Here is a 16690-nt window from a genome sequence, read left to right as displayed (position 1 = left end):
GAAAATCAGGGAAAGAGCAGGTCTGCGCGGGAATGAGAAAGCTGTTGCAACTGGCTTATGGCGTAGTGAAATCGGGTCGCATATTCGACGCTGAGATACCGCTTGCGGCCTGAACCGCAAGACGGTATCTCTCCCCAAAGGGGCGAGGGGACCGATAGTGCTCGCAATTTTTTTTGGGGATCTCTGAGGCAGAGGGAAAGGGAGAAAAACGCGCCAGGCGCGAACGGCTCTGAGTGTTGAGTGATCCCTACATTAAATTACGGGCACGGATGGCTCCCTCTCCCTGAGGGAGAGGGTTGGGGTGAGGGGGGAAGCACACTCGGAGTAACAATGTAGTACCCCATTTAATCCCTCAATCATTGCCAGCACCACGATCATGCTTTTTACAATCAATAAGATAGGAACTACACTTAACAACAGTTTAACCAATGGATGGCGAAGATGACGACGTTGAAAGTGAATAATTTCTTTTTTATTGTGCTGTTACTGCTGGTAAGCGTGGCGTTTTTTACGCTGATCAAGCCTTATTATTCTGCCATTATCTGGGCCGTGATTCTGGCGCTAATTTTTTACCCGCTACGTATTAAACTCAGTGCTCTGTTGCGTGGACGAGACGGCATTGCTTCATTACTCACCGTACTGCTGATATGCGTTCTTGTTTTTATTCCTCTGATGATTGTGATTTCATCGCTGATTGTTGAACTTAATGCCCTCTATCAGCGTCTGCAAAGCAACACCACCGATTTGCCGCAATTACTGAGCGATGGCATCAGTTATTTACCGGGATGGGCAAAAGGTTACCTGCAGGATAATGATTTTGACTCGGTAAGCGCGATTCGGGAAAAAATCTCCGGTGCGGCACTCGGGGCCGGACGTTACCTGGCAGGGAGCGCGGTTATTATTGGTAAGAATACCCTCGGACTGACCATCGGTTTTTGTATGATGGTTTACCTGCTGTTCTTTTTACTTAAAGACGGCGCAAAACTGGTACGTAAAATATTTGATGCCATTCCACTGAGGGACAAAATTAAACGTCGTCTGTTTCATAAATTTGCCGGTGTCTCACGGGCAACGGTGAAGGGCACGCTGGTGGTGGCGATTGTTCAGGGCGGGCTCGGTGGGTTAGCCTTCTGGTTTGCGGGCTTTAACGGCAGCCTGTTGTGGGCGGCGCTGATGGCCTTTATGTCCCTGATACCGGCGGTCGGGACGGCAATCATCTGGATCCCGGCAGTGATTTTTCTTTTCTCAACCGGTGAAACGGGAACCGCTATTGCGATGACGCTCTATTTTGTGATTGTTGTCGGGCTTGCTGACAATATTCTGCGTCCCCTGCTGGTGGGTAAAGACACACGAATGCCGGATTATTTAATATTACTCACTACGCTTGGCGGGTTAGAGTTCTTTGGTATTAACGGTTTTGTACTTGGACCTATGATTGCGGGCCTGTTTATCTCGTCCTGGAATCTACTGGCCGAGGATAAAACGCTCGAAGAAAAAAACGGGCAATGATCTGATATAATTTTCAACGCGTCCTTCAGATGCTGAGGGACGCTGAAAAATACCCCCAACCGCCACAGTGCTACACGTAAAGAATTGAAAATCACTTGTGAGTCATTTCGCTTTCATGTTAAATGTATGGCGTGTTTGACTACTGAGGACAATCGTTCCGCCACGATGAGAAGCAATGCGCGGAAAGTGTAATTTTATGGATAATCTGTTCAGGGTGTTTATTTCTGCTCGTTCCCTTCCTCTTTTTCTTATCTGCCCACTGTGCGGTGAACAACACTGGCGCAGCGCGCTGTAGTTCTCTTCTCTCTGCCTGATTTTTTATTTAGTTCTGACTTCCCGTGCGGGTAAGTCTTGCTGTTTTATTCTCAAGCAGGAGAAGCGTCATGTTTTACTGGATATTATTAGCTCTGGCCATTTTGGCTGAAATTACTGGCACATTGTCTATGAAATGGGCAACAGAGTCTGGCGGCAACGCCGGTTTTATTTTGATGCTGATAATGATCGCCGTTTCCTATATTTTACTTTCCTTTGCAGTAAAGAAAATCGCGCTGGGGGTAGCCTATGCCCTGTGGGAAGGTATCGGTATTTTACTGATTACCCTATGCAGTGTGGTGATTTTTGGTGAAACCCTCACCACACTGAAAGTCGCCGGGCTTGCAACGCTGGTGTGCGGTATTGTCCTGATAAAATCAGGAACCCGCAGTGGTAAATCCCTTAACCGGGAGCATCATGATGCAAGAGTTTGAATGGATTCACGCCGCCTGGCTGGCACTGGCTATCATCCTTGAGATTGTCGGCAATATATTTCTGAAATTATCCGCCGGTTTTCGCCATAAGTTGTTCGGTATTGGCTCCCTTGCAGCGGTACTGGCCGCCTTCAGCGCGTTATCGCAAGCTGTCAAAGGCATCGATCTGTCGGTCGCCTATGCGCTCTGGGGCGGTTTTGGTATTGCCGCCACCCTGGCAGCAGGCTGGATCCTGTTTGGCCAGCGTCTGAATAAAAGAGGCTGGGCGGGCGTTATTCTCTTAATTTTGGGGATGATTTTGATTAAACTTGCCTGATACTCTCGCTGCCCGAAGTAGGGCAGCGAATTTCCTGCACTGTATTACGCTTAAGCTTACCTACAACAATAATGAATGTTTCTTCGCCCAGGAGATGAGGTGTGAATGTTTAACCCGTTTAGCTGGCGTAATATTCCTCAGGCAAAAACCCTGTTTGTCATGGTCTTTCTGGCAGGAATTGGACTGATAATATCTATCGTCGCCTTGTTGTATCTCTCCCTTCACCTCATCAGCACCAAAGCCAATGAAATTGACGAACACCGCACGGCGCTCTCCGTGCAGGGAGCAATTCAGACATCGGTAAACCGGATGAAATCACTGGTGATTGATAATGCGGTCTGGGATGACGCCGTTCACGAAACCTACCGACCGCAACTCGATACCGGCTGGCTCTACAATACCTGGGGCACAGGGCTCAAAATCAATTCGCTTTATGACGGCGCCTTTGTGCTTGATGAAAATTTCAACGTACTGTGGGGATCGTTTCGTCGCACGCGTTTTAATGAAACGTCCCTGGATTTTTTTGGCAGTGGCATGCAGGCCCTGATTCGCAATAATTTCGCCAGCCCTCACGTTCAGAATGACATTTATGCTGGTATTACACGTACGCGCGCGGGGGTGGCCTTTGTAGGTATCAGCTTAATTCGACCTGTAAACGGGCACTTAGAGAATGTGGGTTCAGCGCGCCGTTATCTGGTCATTACCCGCCATCTCAATAGCGAAATTCTGCACGAATTGGGAGACACCTTCCAGATAGCGGATTTAACGCTCAGTAAACAGAAGGGGGAGCTCTCCAGCGTTCCGCTTGAAAGTGCAGCGGGGGAAGTGCTGGGCTGGCTGAACTGGGATCCACGACTGCCGGGAGCCGAAGCGGCAAAAGCTGCTGCGGACAACATCCGTCAGATAGCCATGCTTGCTTCAGGGTTGATTCTGCTGTTTATCGTTCTGAGCAGCGCCGGGTTGTACAAACTGGCGAAAGGGGAAAAAATCGCCCGCCGTATTGCGCTTACCGACTGGCTCAGCCGACTGCCTAACCGCCGCGCATTAATTGAAAAACTGGATCACCTCAGCATGATGGGCGACACCAATCGCATCAGCGTGGTGTTTATCGATCTGGATGGCTTTAAGGACGTCAATGACATTTATGGCCATGATGTGGGCGATCGGTTAATTATCACCATCGCGCAGATCCTGCAGGAAAAAGTCCCGACCGACGGGACGCTGGTGCGCATGGGCGGAGATGAGTTCGCCATGACCATCAGCGGCCCCTGGGCAGAAGAGAAAGCGAATGAGTTTGCAGCAAACGCACTGAATGCGTTGAATGCCCCGATAAAGGTCAGCAAACGGACCATTCATATAGGCGCGAGCATTGGTATCGCCAGCGGCACTCTGATGACCAGCTCCAGTTCCGAGCTTTTCCGCCGCGCGGATATCGCCATGTACCATTCTAAAAATACCGGTAAAGGGCGCGTCACCCATTATGACGCCGAGCTTAACAGCGCGCGGGAGCGGCAACTGCTGATTGAGAACGATATTCGTAGTGGCCTGGAACGGGACGAATTTGACGTCTGGTATCAACCGATTGTCGATGCCCGCACCCTGGTGATGACGGGCGTGGAGGCGCTGGTCCGTTGGCCGCGCCGTCCGGCAGGTGAACTCAGACCGGATGACTTTATCTCTATTGCCGAAACCAGCGGCTTAATTTATGCCCTCGGGCAGTTTGTTCTGCGTCGCGCCTGCAGCGATCTGCAACCCTTCGGCGACCTGAAACTGTCCGTAAATATCTCCCCGGCGCAGTTTCGCGACCCGGACTTTGAAGACAAAGTGGCGAGCGCCCTGCAAACCACCGGTTTCCCGGCCGGCCGACTTCAGCTGGAAGTGACCGAAACCTATGTGCTGGAGAACCCGGAACGTGCGCATTCGGCAATCACCAATCTAAAAGCACTGGGTACTGCGGTCGCGCTGGATGATTTTGGCACCGGCTATTCCAGCATCGGTTATTTACGCCGCTTTCATTTCGAAACCATCAAAATTGATAAATCTCTGGCAGGGCTGGTGGATGATGATGAACAGGCCTCCGCGCTGGTCAGTGGCACTATTCGCATCGCCAGTGCGCTGGGGATGCTGGTGGTGGCCGAAGGGGTTGAGAACGAAAAACAGATGAAACTGCTACGGCTTGCCGGTTGCGACCAGCTGCAGGGCTACTATTTTAGTGAACCCCTGCCGCTGGCGCATATGTTAACTCTGCGCCAGCAGCAAAAGCAGGGACAGGGCTAGTGGGCCAGGGCGTCGAGTTTGTCACGAAAACCGGTCACTGCAATGGCGCGATTGTCTGCCCGCCAGCGATCTTTTGCCGCCGGTGCCGAGCTCTGAACTGCGATAAGCTGCCAGCCTTCCGGCGTATTAAGCATGAGCGGTGAGCCGCTGTCGCCGGGCAGCGTGTCGCACTGGTGCGATAACACACTGTTTTGCGCCCATCCGGTCACCACGCAGTCATGGTGGGTGTAGAGCCTGTCCAGGTGATCGACCGGATAGCCTGACTGGGTGACTTTACGCCCGGCCACTTTGAGTGCTTCCGTCAGCGCCGCTTTGTCGCCGACAAAAATCGGTAATGGCGTAATGCCCGAGGGCGGATTACGTAAAATAATCAAGCCAAAATCCCAGGGGGCGGCTGAGGAGGGAACAATCCAGCCATCTCCGTCCGCCTTCAGTCGTTTACCGAGTGACGCATCCACGCGCCCTTCAATGCCGTGGATCTCATAACGCCAGCTCCCTTTTTGCGACACGAAACGCAGGGCAATGGCTTTGTCCGTTTTACCGCCTGGTGGCGTTAACAGGCAATGACCCGCAGTGAGCGCCAGATGGGGAGAGATGAGGGTGGCCGTGCACAGATTGCCGCTCGCCGTTTCAAGTTGGCCGATAGCATCCCAGGGCGCGCGCGTCGGGGACGCGACGGGAACCCTGTCATCCTGCCCGAAAAAGAGGGTTTTCACATCGCGGGCACTGATGAGGTCTTCATCAGCATGACCGGAGGCAGAGAAAAGAAAAATCGATCCCAGTAATAGCACAGCGGTTTTTCGCATATCTCACTCTGAAAGGGGTAATTATGATTTTTTAAGTAAACCCTGGTAATTAACTATAGACGGGACGGATGAAAAGCGGGAATAAAATCAGCGTGCTACATCAGGAAAGATAAAACCGGAAGGCGATGAGCGCGCAGAGGATCAGCATCAGCAGAATCACTTCAAAACGGTAACGTCGCAGCATAGACCCCTCGGAAAAAAACGGCGCTTCACCCACAGGTTCAGCGCCGGTGCCAGACTCTGCCTTTACGGCAGGCCGGAATCACATTGCAACTTATGCCGCTGGCTGAGCCGCCGGTTGAGTTGCCGTGTGTTTCACGTGTTTTTTATGGTGTTTAGTGGTTTTAGCGGCCTGTGCTTGTTGCTCAACGGCCGGTTTTGCCACGTGTTTCACGTGTTTTTTATGGTGTTTAGTGGTTTTGGCTGCCTGGGCTTGTTGCTCAACGGCCGGTTTTGCCACGTGTTTTACGTGTTTTTTATGATGCTTAGTGGTTTTGGCAGCCTGGGCTTTCTGCACAGCGGCTTTCTTGTGTTTGTGAACTTTTTTCACTGGCGCTTTAGCAGCCGGTGCTGCGGTGGTAGTGGTCGCAGCAGGTGCCGCTGTTGTGGTGGCAGCATCAGCAGCGAAAGCAACAGAAGAGAGACCCATTGCAGCAGCAACAACCAGGGCTAATACTTTTTTCATGCTGATATCCTCAAATTTGGTTTTCATTTAACCCCACGCGGGGCCGTTGAAAACACTATATCCCTGTAATTGCGAGGCTTCCGTGAGTCATTGGTATCGGCGTGTAACCTTATGTACAAAGGCGAGGCCAGAGGAAGGCAGGGGTAGCAGAGAGGGGAACGCAGCAGGTTTCTCCGCCTCCAGCCCCCTTCATGCCGAGGAATCCCCACAAAATAATACGAGCACGGAAAGTTCCCTCGCCTCTTTGGGGAGAGGACCAGGGTGAGGGGAAACCTGCGGCGCTTGTGGTCATCCCGTTCACCTTATGTTCCTTGCTTTTCTGTCACGCCAGAATCCGGGAACGTGCCAGGGTGGTTCACCGCCGTCACCCTGGCGACCCGGGCTCCCGGTCAGGAAAATCGCCCCTTCGCGGTCCATGATGCTTATGTCGTCTGACTATCGGGTCGGGGACCCGCCTGGATCCTTGTAGGCTATCCCCTCCGCCCGCTTCCCTGCGGGCGGCCCCGGTCAGCCGTCAATGCCTCATCGATTTCCAGCCGGACCCAGTCATCGCGGTGACGGTTTTATTCTCATTTCGCCGTGATATCGCTGCAAAACGTCATAGTACTGGGGATTCCTCAGCCCTTCCCGGGAAGAGTGCAGGAGGCGCCCGCTTAGCCCAGATAGCGCGCGGTTAAATGATCGCGGAAATAATGGCTGTTCAGGGCTTCCCCGGTGGCCTGCTCAATCAGCTGTGTTGTGGAGAAGCGGCTGCCGTGCTGCCAGATATTCTGGCGCAGCCAGTCGAAAAGGGCGGAAAAATCGCCGCTGGCGATGGCATTATCCAGCCCCGGTAGTGCGGTTCTGGCGGCGCTGAACAGTTGCGCGGCATACATGGCGCCCAGAGTGTAAGAGGGAAAATAGCCAAAGCCGCCGTCGGTCCAGTGAATATCCTGCATACAACCGTTACGGTAGTTGCCTTCCGTGGACAGGCCCAGCCAGGCCTGCATTTTTTCATTCCACAAACCCGGAATGTCGTCCACTTCGATGTCGCCATCTATCAGCGCACGTTCAATTTCATAGCGCAGGATCACATGCGCCGGGTAACTGACTTCGTCGGCGTCCACCCTGATAAAGCCGGGTTTCACGCGCTGGTTCCACGCGATGAAGTTACCCTCCTCAAAGGCAGGCTGTGCGCCGAAACGCTGGACGATAGCGGGAAGCAGCCGCTTCAGGAATGGCTCACTGCGGCCCAGCTGCATTTCAAAAAAGAGGCTCTGGGATTCGTGGATTGCCGTTGAACGGGCAAGCGATACCGGCTGACCCCGCCACTGTTGCGGCAGGTTTTGCTCGTAACGGGCGTGCCCGGTTTCGTGAACCACCCCAAACAGGGCGCTGAGGAGTTCGTTTTCATCATAGCGGGTGGTAATGCGCACATCTTCCGGCACGCCGCCACAGAACGGATGGGCGCTGACGTCCAGTCGCCCGGCGTTAAAGTCAAAGCCCAGAAGGTTCATGGCTTCCAGCCCCAGTTCGCGCTGAGTGGCGGTCGGGAACGGGCCCTGCGGCGCGATCAGGTTTTCACGAGACTGCTTATCAACGACCTTTGCCAGCAGATCCGGCAGCCAGGATTTCAGGTCGGCAAAGAGCACGTCCAGACGGGCGCTGGTCATATCCGGCTCGTAGATGTCCAGAAGGGCATCGTAAGGCGAACAGCCTTTGGCTTGCGCCCGCAGGTGCGCTTCCTGGCGGCTCAGTTTCACCACCTCTTTCAGGTTGGCGCTAAAACCCACCCAGTCGTTTGCCGGTCGCTGGCTACGCCATGCATGTTCACACTGGCTGCCCGCCAGTGATTTGGCCTCGACAAGGCTTTCCGGCAGCAGTGCCGCCTGCTCATAATGACGGGTCATCTCGCGCAGGTTGGCTTGTTCCACGTCATTTAGATCTTCTGACAGGGCATTATGCAGCCACCCGGCGACGCGTTTGTCAGTGAGGATCTGGTGTTGTAACACGCCAAGTTCCGCAAGCGCCTCACCGCGCGCGGTGCTACCGCCGGGTGGCATCATGGTGAACATGTCCCATCCGGCGATGGCGGAGAGGTGGGAGAATTTGCTTAAACGACTGAATGTGCGGGTAAGGGAGAGATAGTTTTCATTGTTTTTCATGCGTACCAGCTTAGGTTTGAAAAGTGGAGTAAAGCGCGAGGCAAAAGAATAGCAAAAAAGTGCTGGCAGTTAACGCCGCTTCAGCCACCGACAAACCTGTCCGGAAAAGTGACCCGTTGCGCCAGCCTACTGCACAGCAGCTCGGTAGTGCGCAAATAAGCGCACCACCGAAAACGAATAAAAAGGTAGAGGCGGAGTCAGGGCTTTATCAGGCGGGCGATAAACGGCAGATTGCGATATTTTCCCTCCCAGGGCAAACCATAACCAATCAGCAAATCATCGTTTTCCATCTCCCGCGCATAATACTGTTTCACCGGAATAGCTACCCGCCCTGGTTTAACAAACAGCACGGCAACGGATAGCGAAGCCGGGGCGAAGTGTTCAGAGAGGTATTCCACCAGACGCTTCATGGTGCCGCCAGATTCAATAGCATCATCAATAATAATGACGTGCTTACCTTGTAGCGGAATGTTCTGGTGATAAACGATGTCAGACTGATTATCTCTGTCGCCGGGCGTGTGCGGGCAGGAGAGATAATCCATCTCTATATCGAATGTCAGTTGACGGGTCAGGTCGGCGGTGAACAGTGTTCCGCCAGGTACAACGGTAATCACCACGGCTTCGGTAAAATGTTGATTGAGGGCGGCGGCGACATCGCTCACACCGCGGGCGATGGCCTCTTGCGTCAGAATAATATCGCCGACCGGATTTGTGTTCATGCTCATTCCTGATAACGAGTGCGCTGAGAGGTTCAAAACTATCACAACCGAGCATCAAGGCAAGCTATTCCGGCGCAAATAAAGCATAAATGTGCATGATTAAACATTACTGAGCATCGCCTTTTGCTGAGGTGGCTTGCAGCCAGAGCGCGTCACGCGCCAGGTTTTTCATTTTGACTTCACACATGATGTCAAAATCTGTGAATGAGAGCGCCCAGTCATTGAGGGTCGGATTAAAGTAAAAATCAGAGTGGGCGCGCAGTTTTGTCTTTGGCACGCCGAGCGCTTGCTGATCGGGAAAACCGTGTTCAGGAATCAATCCTTCCTGTGAAATCGAGTAGTGCAGAACCGGACGCACGCCGCGCCAGGAGGCCATAATGCGGGCGATACGCGGATCGTCAGGCTGAATAAAGGCGTTCTCTTTCACCCAGTGATGGTGAATATCGAGCACGATCGGGCATAAATCCTGCGCCTGTAACACGTCATCCAGCGAGCAGGAGATCTCATCATTTTCAACCGTCAGCATACGCCTTGCTTCAGGGCTGAGGCTGCCAAAGGCGGTTTTAAATCCACTGAATCCCGCTTTGCCATTCATGTGAATATTGATTTTAAAATCCCCAAACGTCCTGCCATACCCCATCAGCGACGCACACAGTGCGTGGTATTCCACATCCTCCCGGGCACGTTCAACCACTAACGGATTCTCTGATGCCAGCACGGAATACTGACCAGGATGGAAGGAGAGACGGATCCCATTGGCCCGTGCACACTCGCCGCAGCGGCTGAAAAGCGGCAGCAGATCGGGCAACAGTTCCTGATAGAGTAAGGTGGCTTCCGGCACGGTATAAAGTGGCAGCAGGTCGCTTCCGATACGCATCATCCGAAGCGCCGGAGGCTGGCTGGCGAGCTGTTCGAAAGTCAGTAACAGGTGGCGGAGATTGGTGGTTGACAGCGTATGCAGTAGCCTGGCCCTGGTCTCACTGTCTGAACCCAAAAATCGCGTTCGGGTGGTTGATTTAAAAGGAAAAGGCTGTTTGAACTCCGCATCCAGAAACTTACACGCAAACCCTAATTTCATGTATCCCCCGTTTGATATACGCCACTGAGTGTAGCAGTTGCGCAGCAAAGGCTGGCTCAAACCGGGGGAGAGAGGCGGTTAGAGAGGCGGGGAAACCCCTGCCGCGGGTAACCTGCCATGAGGCGCCTTGCGCAAACGGCGGTGAAGGTGCCTGCCGACCAACAGTGCCACTACCAGCATCAACGCGATAAAGCCGCCGACGCCGTGCCAGCCGTAGTGATGCCAGAACACCCCGCCGAGCGTACCGGCGATACTTGAACCAAGGTAGTAGCTGAAAAGATAAAGGGAGGACGCCTGGCCTTTGGCACGTCGCGCGCGCGGGCCAATCCAGCTACTGGCGACCGAGTGTGAGGCGAAGAAACCCGCCGTAAACAGCAGCATACCGGCGAAAATGACCGCCAGCGACGAGGCCAGCGTTAACAGAACCCCGCTCAACATTATGGCTATTGAGCCTATCATCACCGGGCCGCGTCCATACTTTGCCGTCATTGCCCCGGCTTTCGGCGAGCTCCAGGTTCCGGTCAGATAGGCCAGCGATAACAGGCCGACAATCGCCTGACTGAGCATCCACGGCGCCGCCATCAGCCGGTAACCAATGTAGTTGAACAGGGTCACAAAGGATCCCATCAGCAGGAAACCTTCGAGGAATAAGAGAGGTAAACCACGATCACGCCAGTGGAGACGGAAATTGATCAACATCGTGCGTGGGCGCAGCGGAGTCGGGCGAAAGTGCCGAGATTCCGGGAGAATACGCCAGAACATCAGCGCCGAGGCGAGGGCGAAGCAGCCTATCGCCGCCAGCGCGACTCGCCAGTTAAAGAAATCGGTGAGGACGCCGCTCAGCAGACGGCCGCTCATCCCGCCTATCGAGTTGCCGCTGATATAAAGCCCCATTGAGAAGGCCACAAAACTCGGGTGGATCTCTTCACTCAGGTAGGTCATGCCGACGGCCGCCACGCCGCTCAGCGATAGCCCCAGCAGGGCGCGCATCAACAGAATACCGTGCCAGCTCGTCATCACGGTCGAGAGCAACGTACAGCAGGAGGCCAATAGCAGCGCCGTCACCATGACTTTTTTGCGTCCGATGGCGTCAGAAAGCGGGCCAGTGAAGAGCAGGCCGGTGGCCAGCATCGCCGTGGAAACCGACAATGATATGCTGCTGCTGGCAGGCGAAACGCCAAACTCTACCGAGAGCACCGGGAGAACGGGCTGCACGCAGTAGAGCAGGGCAAAGGTTGCAAGGCCGGCTGAAAAGAGGGCCAGGGTGACGCGCATAAACTGCGGCGTGCCACGTTTAATAAAAGGAGGCGGTGAAACGGGTAGGGTGTCGTCGACGGTTTGTGCAGGAAGCGCATCGACGGTAGATATACGGCTCACTTTTTGTCCTTACAGGTATCCCGACAAGACGGGGATAACGGTAAGGATATGAAAGAAGAAATATTCTGTCTAATATATTAATAATCTCAAATGATATGTTTAAAGTATGAATATCGAACTGCGTCATTTACGTTATTTCGTGGCGGTCGCCGAAGAGCTTCATTTTGGTCATGCAGCGGCACGCTTAAACATCTCGCAACCGCCGCTTAGCCAGCAGATTCAGATCCTGGAACAGCAGATTGGCGCACGACTTCTGGCCCGCACGAATCGCAGCGTGACCCTCACCCCGGCGGGACGTCAGTTTCTGGCTGACTGTCGGCAAATTCTGGGTCAGGTGGATGAGGCAGCGGCCCGGGCTGCACGTCTGCATCATGGGGAGACCGGCGAGTTACGCATAGGGTTTACCTCCTCTGCGCCCTTTATCAAAGCGGTCTCAGATACCCTCTCTACCTTTCGCCAGCGCTACCCGGATGTGCATATCCAGACGCGAGAAATTAACACCCGTGCGCAGTTTACCCCCCTGAACGAAGGTGAGCTGGATCTGGGTCTGATGCGCAATACGCAGCTGCCGGAGACGCTGGCCTGGGAGGTTATTCTGCGGGAACCCCTTCTGGCGATGATTCACCGGGATCATCCCCTGGCGATGAGGCCCGGCGTGTCACTGGTGGAGCTGGCACGAGAACCTTTTGTTTTTTTCGACCCTCACGTGGGGACCGGGCTTTATGACGATATTCTCGGGTTGTTGCGCCGCTACCAACTCACCCCAACCATCACGCAGGAGGTTGGAGAAGCGATGACCATTGTCGGACTGGTCGCCGCGGGTCTTGGGGTGTCGATTCTGCCTGCCTCATTTCGTCGGATTCAGCTCAATGAGATTCGCTGGGTTCCTATCCTGGAAGAGGATGCAATTTCTGAAATGTGGCTGGTATGGGCAAAACACCGTGAACAAGGAAATGCGGCACAGCGTTTCAAAGAAAAACTCATTTCTGCGGTGAATGGGTAAAAAACACACAGCAAGACCCTGTAAAATGTGCTGTAAATCACAAGGCTACGTAAATATTTGACGGCGACTCATGAAGTGTTTCACCATATCAAAAAGTTTATTTCGAGCTCAAAAATAAAGGGAGTCAGAGGTGGTTGCTGATAGTCAGCCTGGTCATATTGATCAAATTAAGCAAACCAACGCGGGGGCGGTATATCGCCTTATTGATCAGCTTGGCCCGGTGTCGCGCATCGATCTTTCACGTCTGGCTCAGTTAGCGCCGGCCAGTATTACCAAGATTGTGCGCGAAATGCTGGAAGCACATCTGGTTCAGGAGACTGAAATTCAGGAGCCGGGAAGCCGTGGTCGCCCGGCCGTCGGGTTGATGGTCGAAACTGAAGCCTGGCACTACCTTTCATTGCGCATCAGTCGCGGTGAAATTTTTCTCTCCCTGCGCGATCTCAGCAGTAAGCTGGTGGTTGAAGAACAGCTTGCGCTTGCTCCGGACGATGACACCCCTTTACTGCACCGTATTATCAATCACATTGATACGTTCTTCACCCGCCATACGCAAAGACTGGAAAGACTGACCGCTATCGCCATTACGCTGCCCGGTATTATTGATACCGAAAATGGCATCGTGCACCGGATGCCGTTTTACGAGGACGTGAAAGATATGCCTCTTGGGGAGGCGCTGGAAAAGCACACCGGCGTGCCAGTGTATGTGCAGCACGATATCAGTGCCTGGACGATGGCAGAGGCGCTGTTTGGCGCGTCACGCGGCGCGCGTGATGTGATTCAGGTGGTTATCGACCATAACGTGGGGGCGGGGGTCATCACCGATGGCCGTCTGCTGCATGCTGGTAGCAGCAGCCTGGTCGAGATTGGTCATACGCAGGTGGATCCCTATGGCAAGCGGTGTTACTGCGGTAACCACGGCTGCCTTGAAACTATCGCCAGCGTGGAAAGCGTACTTGAACTGGCACAGCTTCGCATGAGTCAGTCGATGAGTTCGATGCTGCATCAGCAGCCGCTGACGGTTGAGTCGCTGTGTGATGCCGCCCGTCAGGGTGATCTGTTGGCTAAAGATATCATTACCGGTGTTGGTGCTAACGTGGGGCGCATTCTCGCCATCATGGTGAATTTATTCAATCCGCAAAAAATCCTTATTGGTTCGCCGCTGAGCAAAGCCGCTGACATCCTTTTCCCCGCGATTGCTGACTGCATCCGGCAGCAGTCGCTTCCGGCATACAGCAAACACATTGCCGTTGAAAGCACGCAGTTCACTAACCAGGGCACAATGGCCGGGGCCGCGCTGGTAAAAGATGCGATGTATAACGGTTCACTCCTTATCCGTTTGTTACAGGGTTAACATTTTTTAACTGTCGTGACAAAGATTGCGCTATCTCAAGCCGGGCTACAGATGCCTGGCGTAGACTTCCGCCACTGAATCATTTTCCTGATGTATATTTTCGTAGCAAAACGGTGGAGTTAGCGATGCTTAAGCGTTTCTTTGTAACGGGTACTGATACCTCTGTCGGGAAGACAGTAGTGTCCCGCGCACTGCTTCAGGCGCTGGCGGCGAGTGGCAGAACCGTCGCGGGTTACAAGCCCGTCGCTAAAGGGAGTAAAGAGACACCGGAAGGCCTGCGTAATAAAGACGCTATGGTGCTGCAAAGCGTCTCCTCCATTGCGCTGCCTTACTCGGCGGTCAATCCCATTGCCCTGAGTGAGGATGAAAGCAGTGTGGCGCATAGTTTACCTATCAATTACAGCCTTCTCTCCAGTGGGCTTTCTCATCTGTGTGATAGCGTGGACCACGTGGTCGTTGAGGGCACCGGCGGCTGGCGTAGTCTGATGAACGATCTGCGGCCCCTTTCGGAATGGGTTGTGCAGGAACAGATGGCGGTGGTGATGGTGGTTGGCATCCAGGAAGGGTGTATTAACCATGCTTTATTAACCGCGCAGGCGATTGCCGGCGACGGACTGCCATTGATCGGCTGGGTGGCAAACCGCATTAATCCGGGTCTGGCGCACTATGCGGAAATCATTAATGTACTGAGCCGCAAGTTACCTGCGCCTCTGGTAGGTGAGTTACCCTATTTACCCCGCGCGGAACAACGAGATCTGGCGCACTATATTAATCTGCCGATGGCAAAAGGGATGCTGGTGGCGGAGCGCATTCTGGCGTAACCCACCGGGTTTGCCCTCCAGACAGTCCCTCTCCCTGCAACGAGGGACTGTCGGAAGCAGATTACACCTCGGTATGAATATTGAGCTCGCGGCGCGTGCGGCCTGAGCTTAAGTATTCTGCAATGTAATCCTGGGAAATTTCACCGTTATAACGCCCCCCTTCGTCGACAATCGGCATCCAGCTGGTGTTGCTCTCATATAAACGTGAAAGCACGATGCGCAGATTGTCTTCCGCCTTGCCGGTAATGCGGAACGGGTGGAGCAGATCAGCGCAAAAATTTTGCGCCCCACGAGCTTCACGACGCTTCACAAAACCTAAGGGTTTACCCTCACCATCCACCACCGTAATGGCGCGGACATCATTGTCATCCATCAGCGCGAAGGCTTCAGCGGCTGGGGTGGTTTCCCGTACGGTGAGCGTCGGTTGTTTATCCGTTACGTCACCTGCGCTGACCAACAGCAGCCGTTTGAGGGTGCGGTCCTGACCGACAAATGAGCCCACAAATTCATTCGCTGGCTTAGCTAACAGCTCATCGGGGCTTGCGCACTGGACAATCCGTCCCTGGCGGAACACCGCGATGCGATCGCCAAGCTTAAGCGCTTCGTCAATATCATGACTGACCAGCATCACGGTTTTCTTCAGGGCGCGTTGCATCTCCAGAAACTGGTTCTGAATCACTTCACGGTTGATCGGGTCGACGGCACCGAAAGGCTCATCCATCAGCAGAACCGGCGGATCCGCTGCCAGGGCGCGAATAACGCCGATGCGCTGCTGCTGACCGCCGGACATTTCACGTGGATAACGATGCAGGAACTTTTTCGAATCCAGCGCCACCATCTCCATCAACTCCTGCGCACGGCTTTTGCAACGGGCTTTGTCCCACCCCAGCATTCGCGGCACAACGGTAATGTTCTCCTCAATGGTCATATTGGGAAACAGACCTATCTGCTGAATCACATAACCAATGTTGCGACGCAGGGTGACAATATCCATCTCGCTGGTGTCTTTGTCGTTAATCAGAATCTTGCCGCTGCTTGGCATGATCAAGCGGTTGATCATCTTAAGCGTAGTGGTTTTACCGCAGCCGGACGGCCCCAGCAGAACACACATTTCGCCTTCCGGCACGTTAAGGTTGACGTTGTCGACCGCTTTCATTGTCTGGCCGTTTTTTTGCTGAAATTGCTTGGTCAGATTTTCCAGTTTTATCATTATCGAATCCCCTTCGGTGTCAGAACCACCTGTAAACGGTGCAGGAGCCAGTCAAGTACGATGGCCAGCAAACAGATCATCAGCGCACCGGCAATTAACATACGAATATCACTGCCGCCGATGCCATTGAGTAACAGCAGCCCAAGGCCGCCCGCGCCAATAACCGCGGCGATCGCCATCACGCCGATATTCATTACTACCGCGGTACGAATGCCGCCAAAAATTACCGGTAGCGCCATTGGAATTTCCACCCAGCGCAGGCGTTGCCAGAAGGTCATGCCGATCCCGCGTCCGGCTTCCCTGAGGCCTGGCGGCAGGCTGTCGAGGGCGGTATGGGTATTACGCACAATCGGCAGCAACGAGTAGAGGAACACAGCGGTGATGGCGGGCAGGGCACCAATCCCCTGGCCGACCAGAGAAAAGAGCGGGATCATCAGGCCAAACAGCGCGATAGAGGGAATGGTCAGCACCAGCGTGGCCAGTCCAAGCACCGGCGTGGCCAGCCATTTATGGCGCACAATCAAAATCCCCAATGGCACGCCCGTTACAATTGCCAGTCCTACGGCCAGCAGTACCAGCCACAGGTGCTGGAAGGTCAGGCTCGCCAGATAGCTCCAGTTGTCCATCATGTAGTGGATCGTATCCATG

Annotated in this window: 15 protein-coding genes; 7 read left to right on the top strand and 8 right to left on the bottom strand. The window is 53.9% G+C overall.

Going from position 1 to position 16690, the window contains the following annotated elements; genetic code table 11:
- Nucleotides 1-441 precede the first annotated feature (441 nt).
- The 4 genes from KXR87_RS20575 to KXR87_RS20560 all read left to right on the top strand — a co-directional run bounded on the left by KXR87_RS20575 (nt 442) and on the right by KXR87_RS20560 (nt 4848).
- Nucleotides 442-1509, top strand: a complete 1068-nt coding sequence (locus KXR87_RS20575) for an AI-2E family transporter (protein WP_437434070.1) — start codon at nt 442-444, stop codon at nt 1507-1509.
- 383 nt (nt 1510-1892) lie between these two features.
- Nucleotides 1893-2255 carry a multidrug/spermidine efflux SMR transporter subunit MdtJ gene (gene mdtJ, locus KXR87_RS20570; RefSeq protein WP_437434069.1) on the top strand — a complete coding sequence of 121 codons (363 nt, stop codon included), beginning with the start codon at nt 1893-1895 and terminating at the stop codon, nt 2253-2255.
- The gene (gene mdtI / locus KXR87_RS20565; protein WP_437434075.1) at nt 2242-2571 is read left to right on the top strand and encodes a multidrug/spermidine efflux SMR transporter subunit MdtI; all 330 of its coding nucleotides are present in this window, start codon (nt 2242-2244) and stop codon (nt 2569-2571) included. The genes mdtJ and mdtI overlap by 14 nt, the downstream gene beginning before the upstream one ends.
- A 105-nt stretch (nt 2572-2676) precedes the next feature.
- Nucleotides 2677-4848: a bifunctional diguanylate cyclase/phosphodiesterase gene (locus KXR87_RS20560; RefSeq protein ID WP_437434068.1), complete on the top strand. Its 2172-nt coding sequence runs from the start codon at nt 2677-2679 to the stop codon at nt 4846-4848.
- Here KXR87_RS20560 and KXR87_RS20555 read toward each other — a convergent pair.
- The 6 genes from KXR87_RS20555 to KXR87_RS20530 form a co-directional block, all read right to left on the bottom strand.
- A complete protein-coding gene (locus KXR87_RS20555; protein ID WP_437434067.1) occupies nt 4845-5654 on the bottom strand; it encodes a trypsin-like serine peptidase in 810 nt (269 codons plus the stop codon). The genes KXR87_RS20560 and KXR87_RS20555 overlap by 4 nt on opposite strands.
- A gap of 274 nt (nt 5655-5928) precedes the next feature.
- Nucleotides 5929-6339, bottom strand: coding sequence for an acid resistance repetitive basic protein Asr (gene asr / locus KXR87_RS20550; RefSeq protein WP_437434066.1), 411 nt, complete (start codon nt 6337-6339; stop codon nt 5929-5931).
- A 653-nt stretch (nt 6340-6992) separates the two neighbouring features.
- Nucleotides 6993-8483, bottom strand: coding sequence for a carboxypeptidase M32 (locus tag KXR87_RS20545; protein WP_437434065.1), 1491 nt, complete (start codon nt 8481-8483; stop codon nt 6993-6995).
- 197 nt (nt 8484-8680) lie between these two features.
- Nucleotides 8681-9202, bottom strand: coding sequence for a phosphoribosyltransferase (locus KXR87_RS20540; protein ID WP_437434064.1), 522 nt, complete (start codon nt 9200-9202; stop codon nt 8681-8683).
- Between the two features lie 106 nt (nt 9203-9308).
- Nucleotides 9309-10280, bottom strand: a complete 972-nt coding sequence (locus KXR87_RS20535) for a UV damage endonuclease UvsE (protein ID WP_437434063.1) — start codon at nt 10278-10280, stop codon at nt 9309-9311.
- Nucleotides 10281-10358: 78 nt separating this feature from the next.
- A complete protein-coding gene (locus tag KXR87_RS20530; RefSeq protein ID WP_437434062.1) occupies nt 10359-11657 on the bottom strand; it encodes an MFS transporter in 1299 nt (432 codons plus the stop codon).
- Nucleotides 11658-11763: 106 nt separating this feature from the next.
- Between KXR87_RS20530 and KXR87_RS20525 the strand changes: the two genes are divergently transcribed.
- The 3 genes from KXR87_RS20525 to bioD all read left to right on the top strand — a co-directional run bounded on the left by KXR87_RS20525 (nt 11764) and on the right by bioD (nt 14832).
- The gene (locus KXR87_RS20525) at nt 11764-12660 is read left to right on the top strand and encodes a LysR substrate-binding domain-containing protein (protein WP_437434061.1); all 897 of its coding nucleotides are present in this window, start codon (nt 11764-11766) and stop codon (nt 12658-12660) included.
- A gap of 130 nt (nt 12661-12790) precedes the next feature.
- Entirely contained in the window at nt 12791-14011 is a 1221-nt protein-coding gene (mlc, locus tag KXR87_RS20520) for a sugar metabolism global transcriptional regulator Mlc (RefSeq protein WP_437434060.1), read from the top strand.
- 125 nt (nt 14012-14136) lie between these two features.
- Nucleotides 14137-14832, top strand: coding sequence for a dethiobiotin synthase (gene bioD, locus KXR87_RS20515; RefSeq protein WP_437434059.1), 696 nt, complete (start codon nt 14137-14139; stop codon nt 14830-14832).
- Between the two features lie 61 nt (nt 14833-14893).
- Here bioD and osmV read toward each other — a convergent pair whose 3' ends face one another.
- On the bottom strand, nt 14894-16042 hold the full coding sequence (osmV, locus tag KXR87_RS20510) for an osmoprotectant ABC transporter ATP-binding protein OsmV (protein WP_437434058.1): 1149 nt from the start codon (nt 16040-16042) through the stop codon (nt 14894-14896).
- Entirely contained in the window at nt 16042-16689 is a 648-nt protein-coding gene (gene osmW, locus KXR87_RS20505; RefSeq protein WP_437434057.1) for an osmoprotectant ABC transporter permease OsmW, read from the bottom strand. Before osmW ends, osmV begins: the two co-directional genes overlap by 1 nt.
- Nucleotide 16690 lies beyond the last annotated feature (1 nt).

This window comes from Yokenella regensburgei, from assembly GCF_051486985.1.
In the GTDB taxonomy this organism is placed as follows: domain Bacteria; phylum Pseudomonadota; class Gammaproteobacteria; order Enterobacterales; family Enterobacteriaceae; genus CBFFRJ01.
This window is presented reverse-complemented; position numbering and strand designations above follow the sequence as displayed.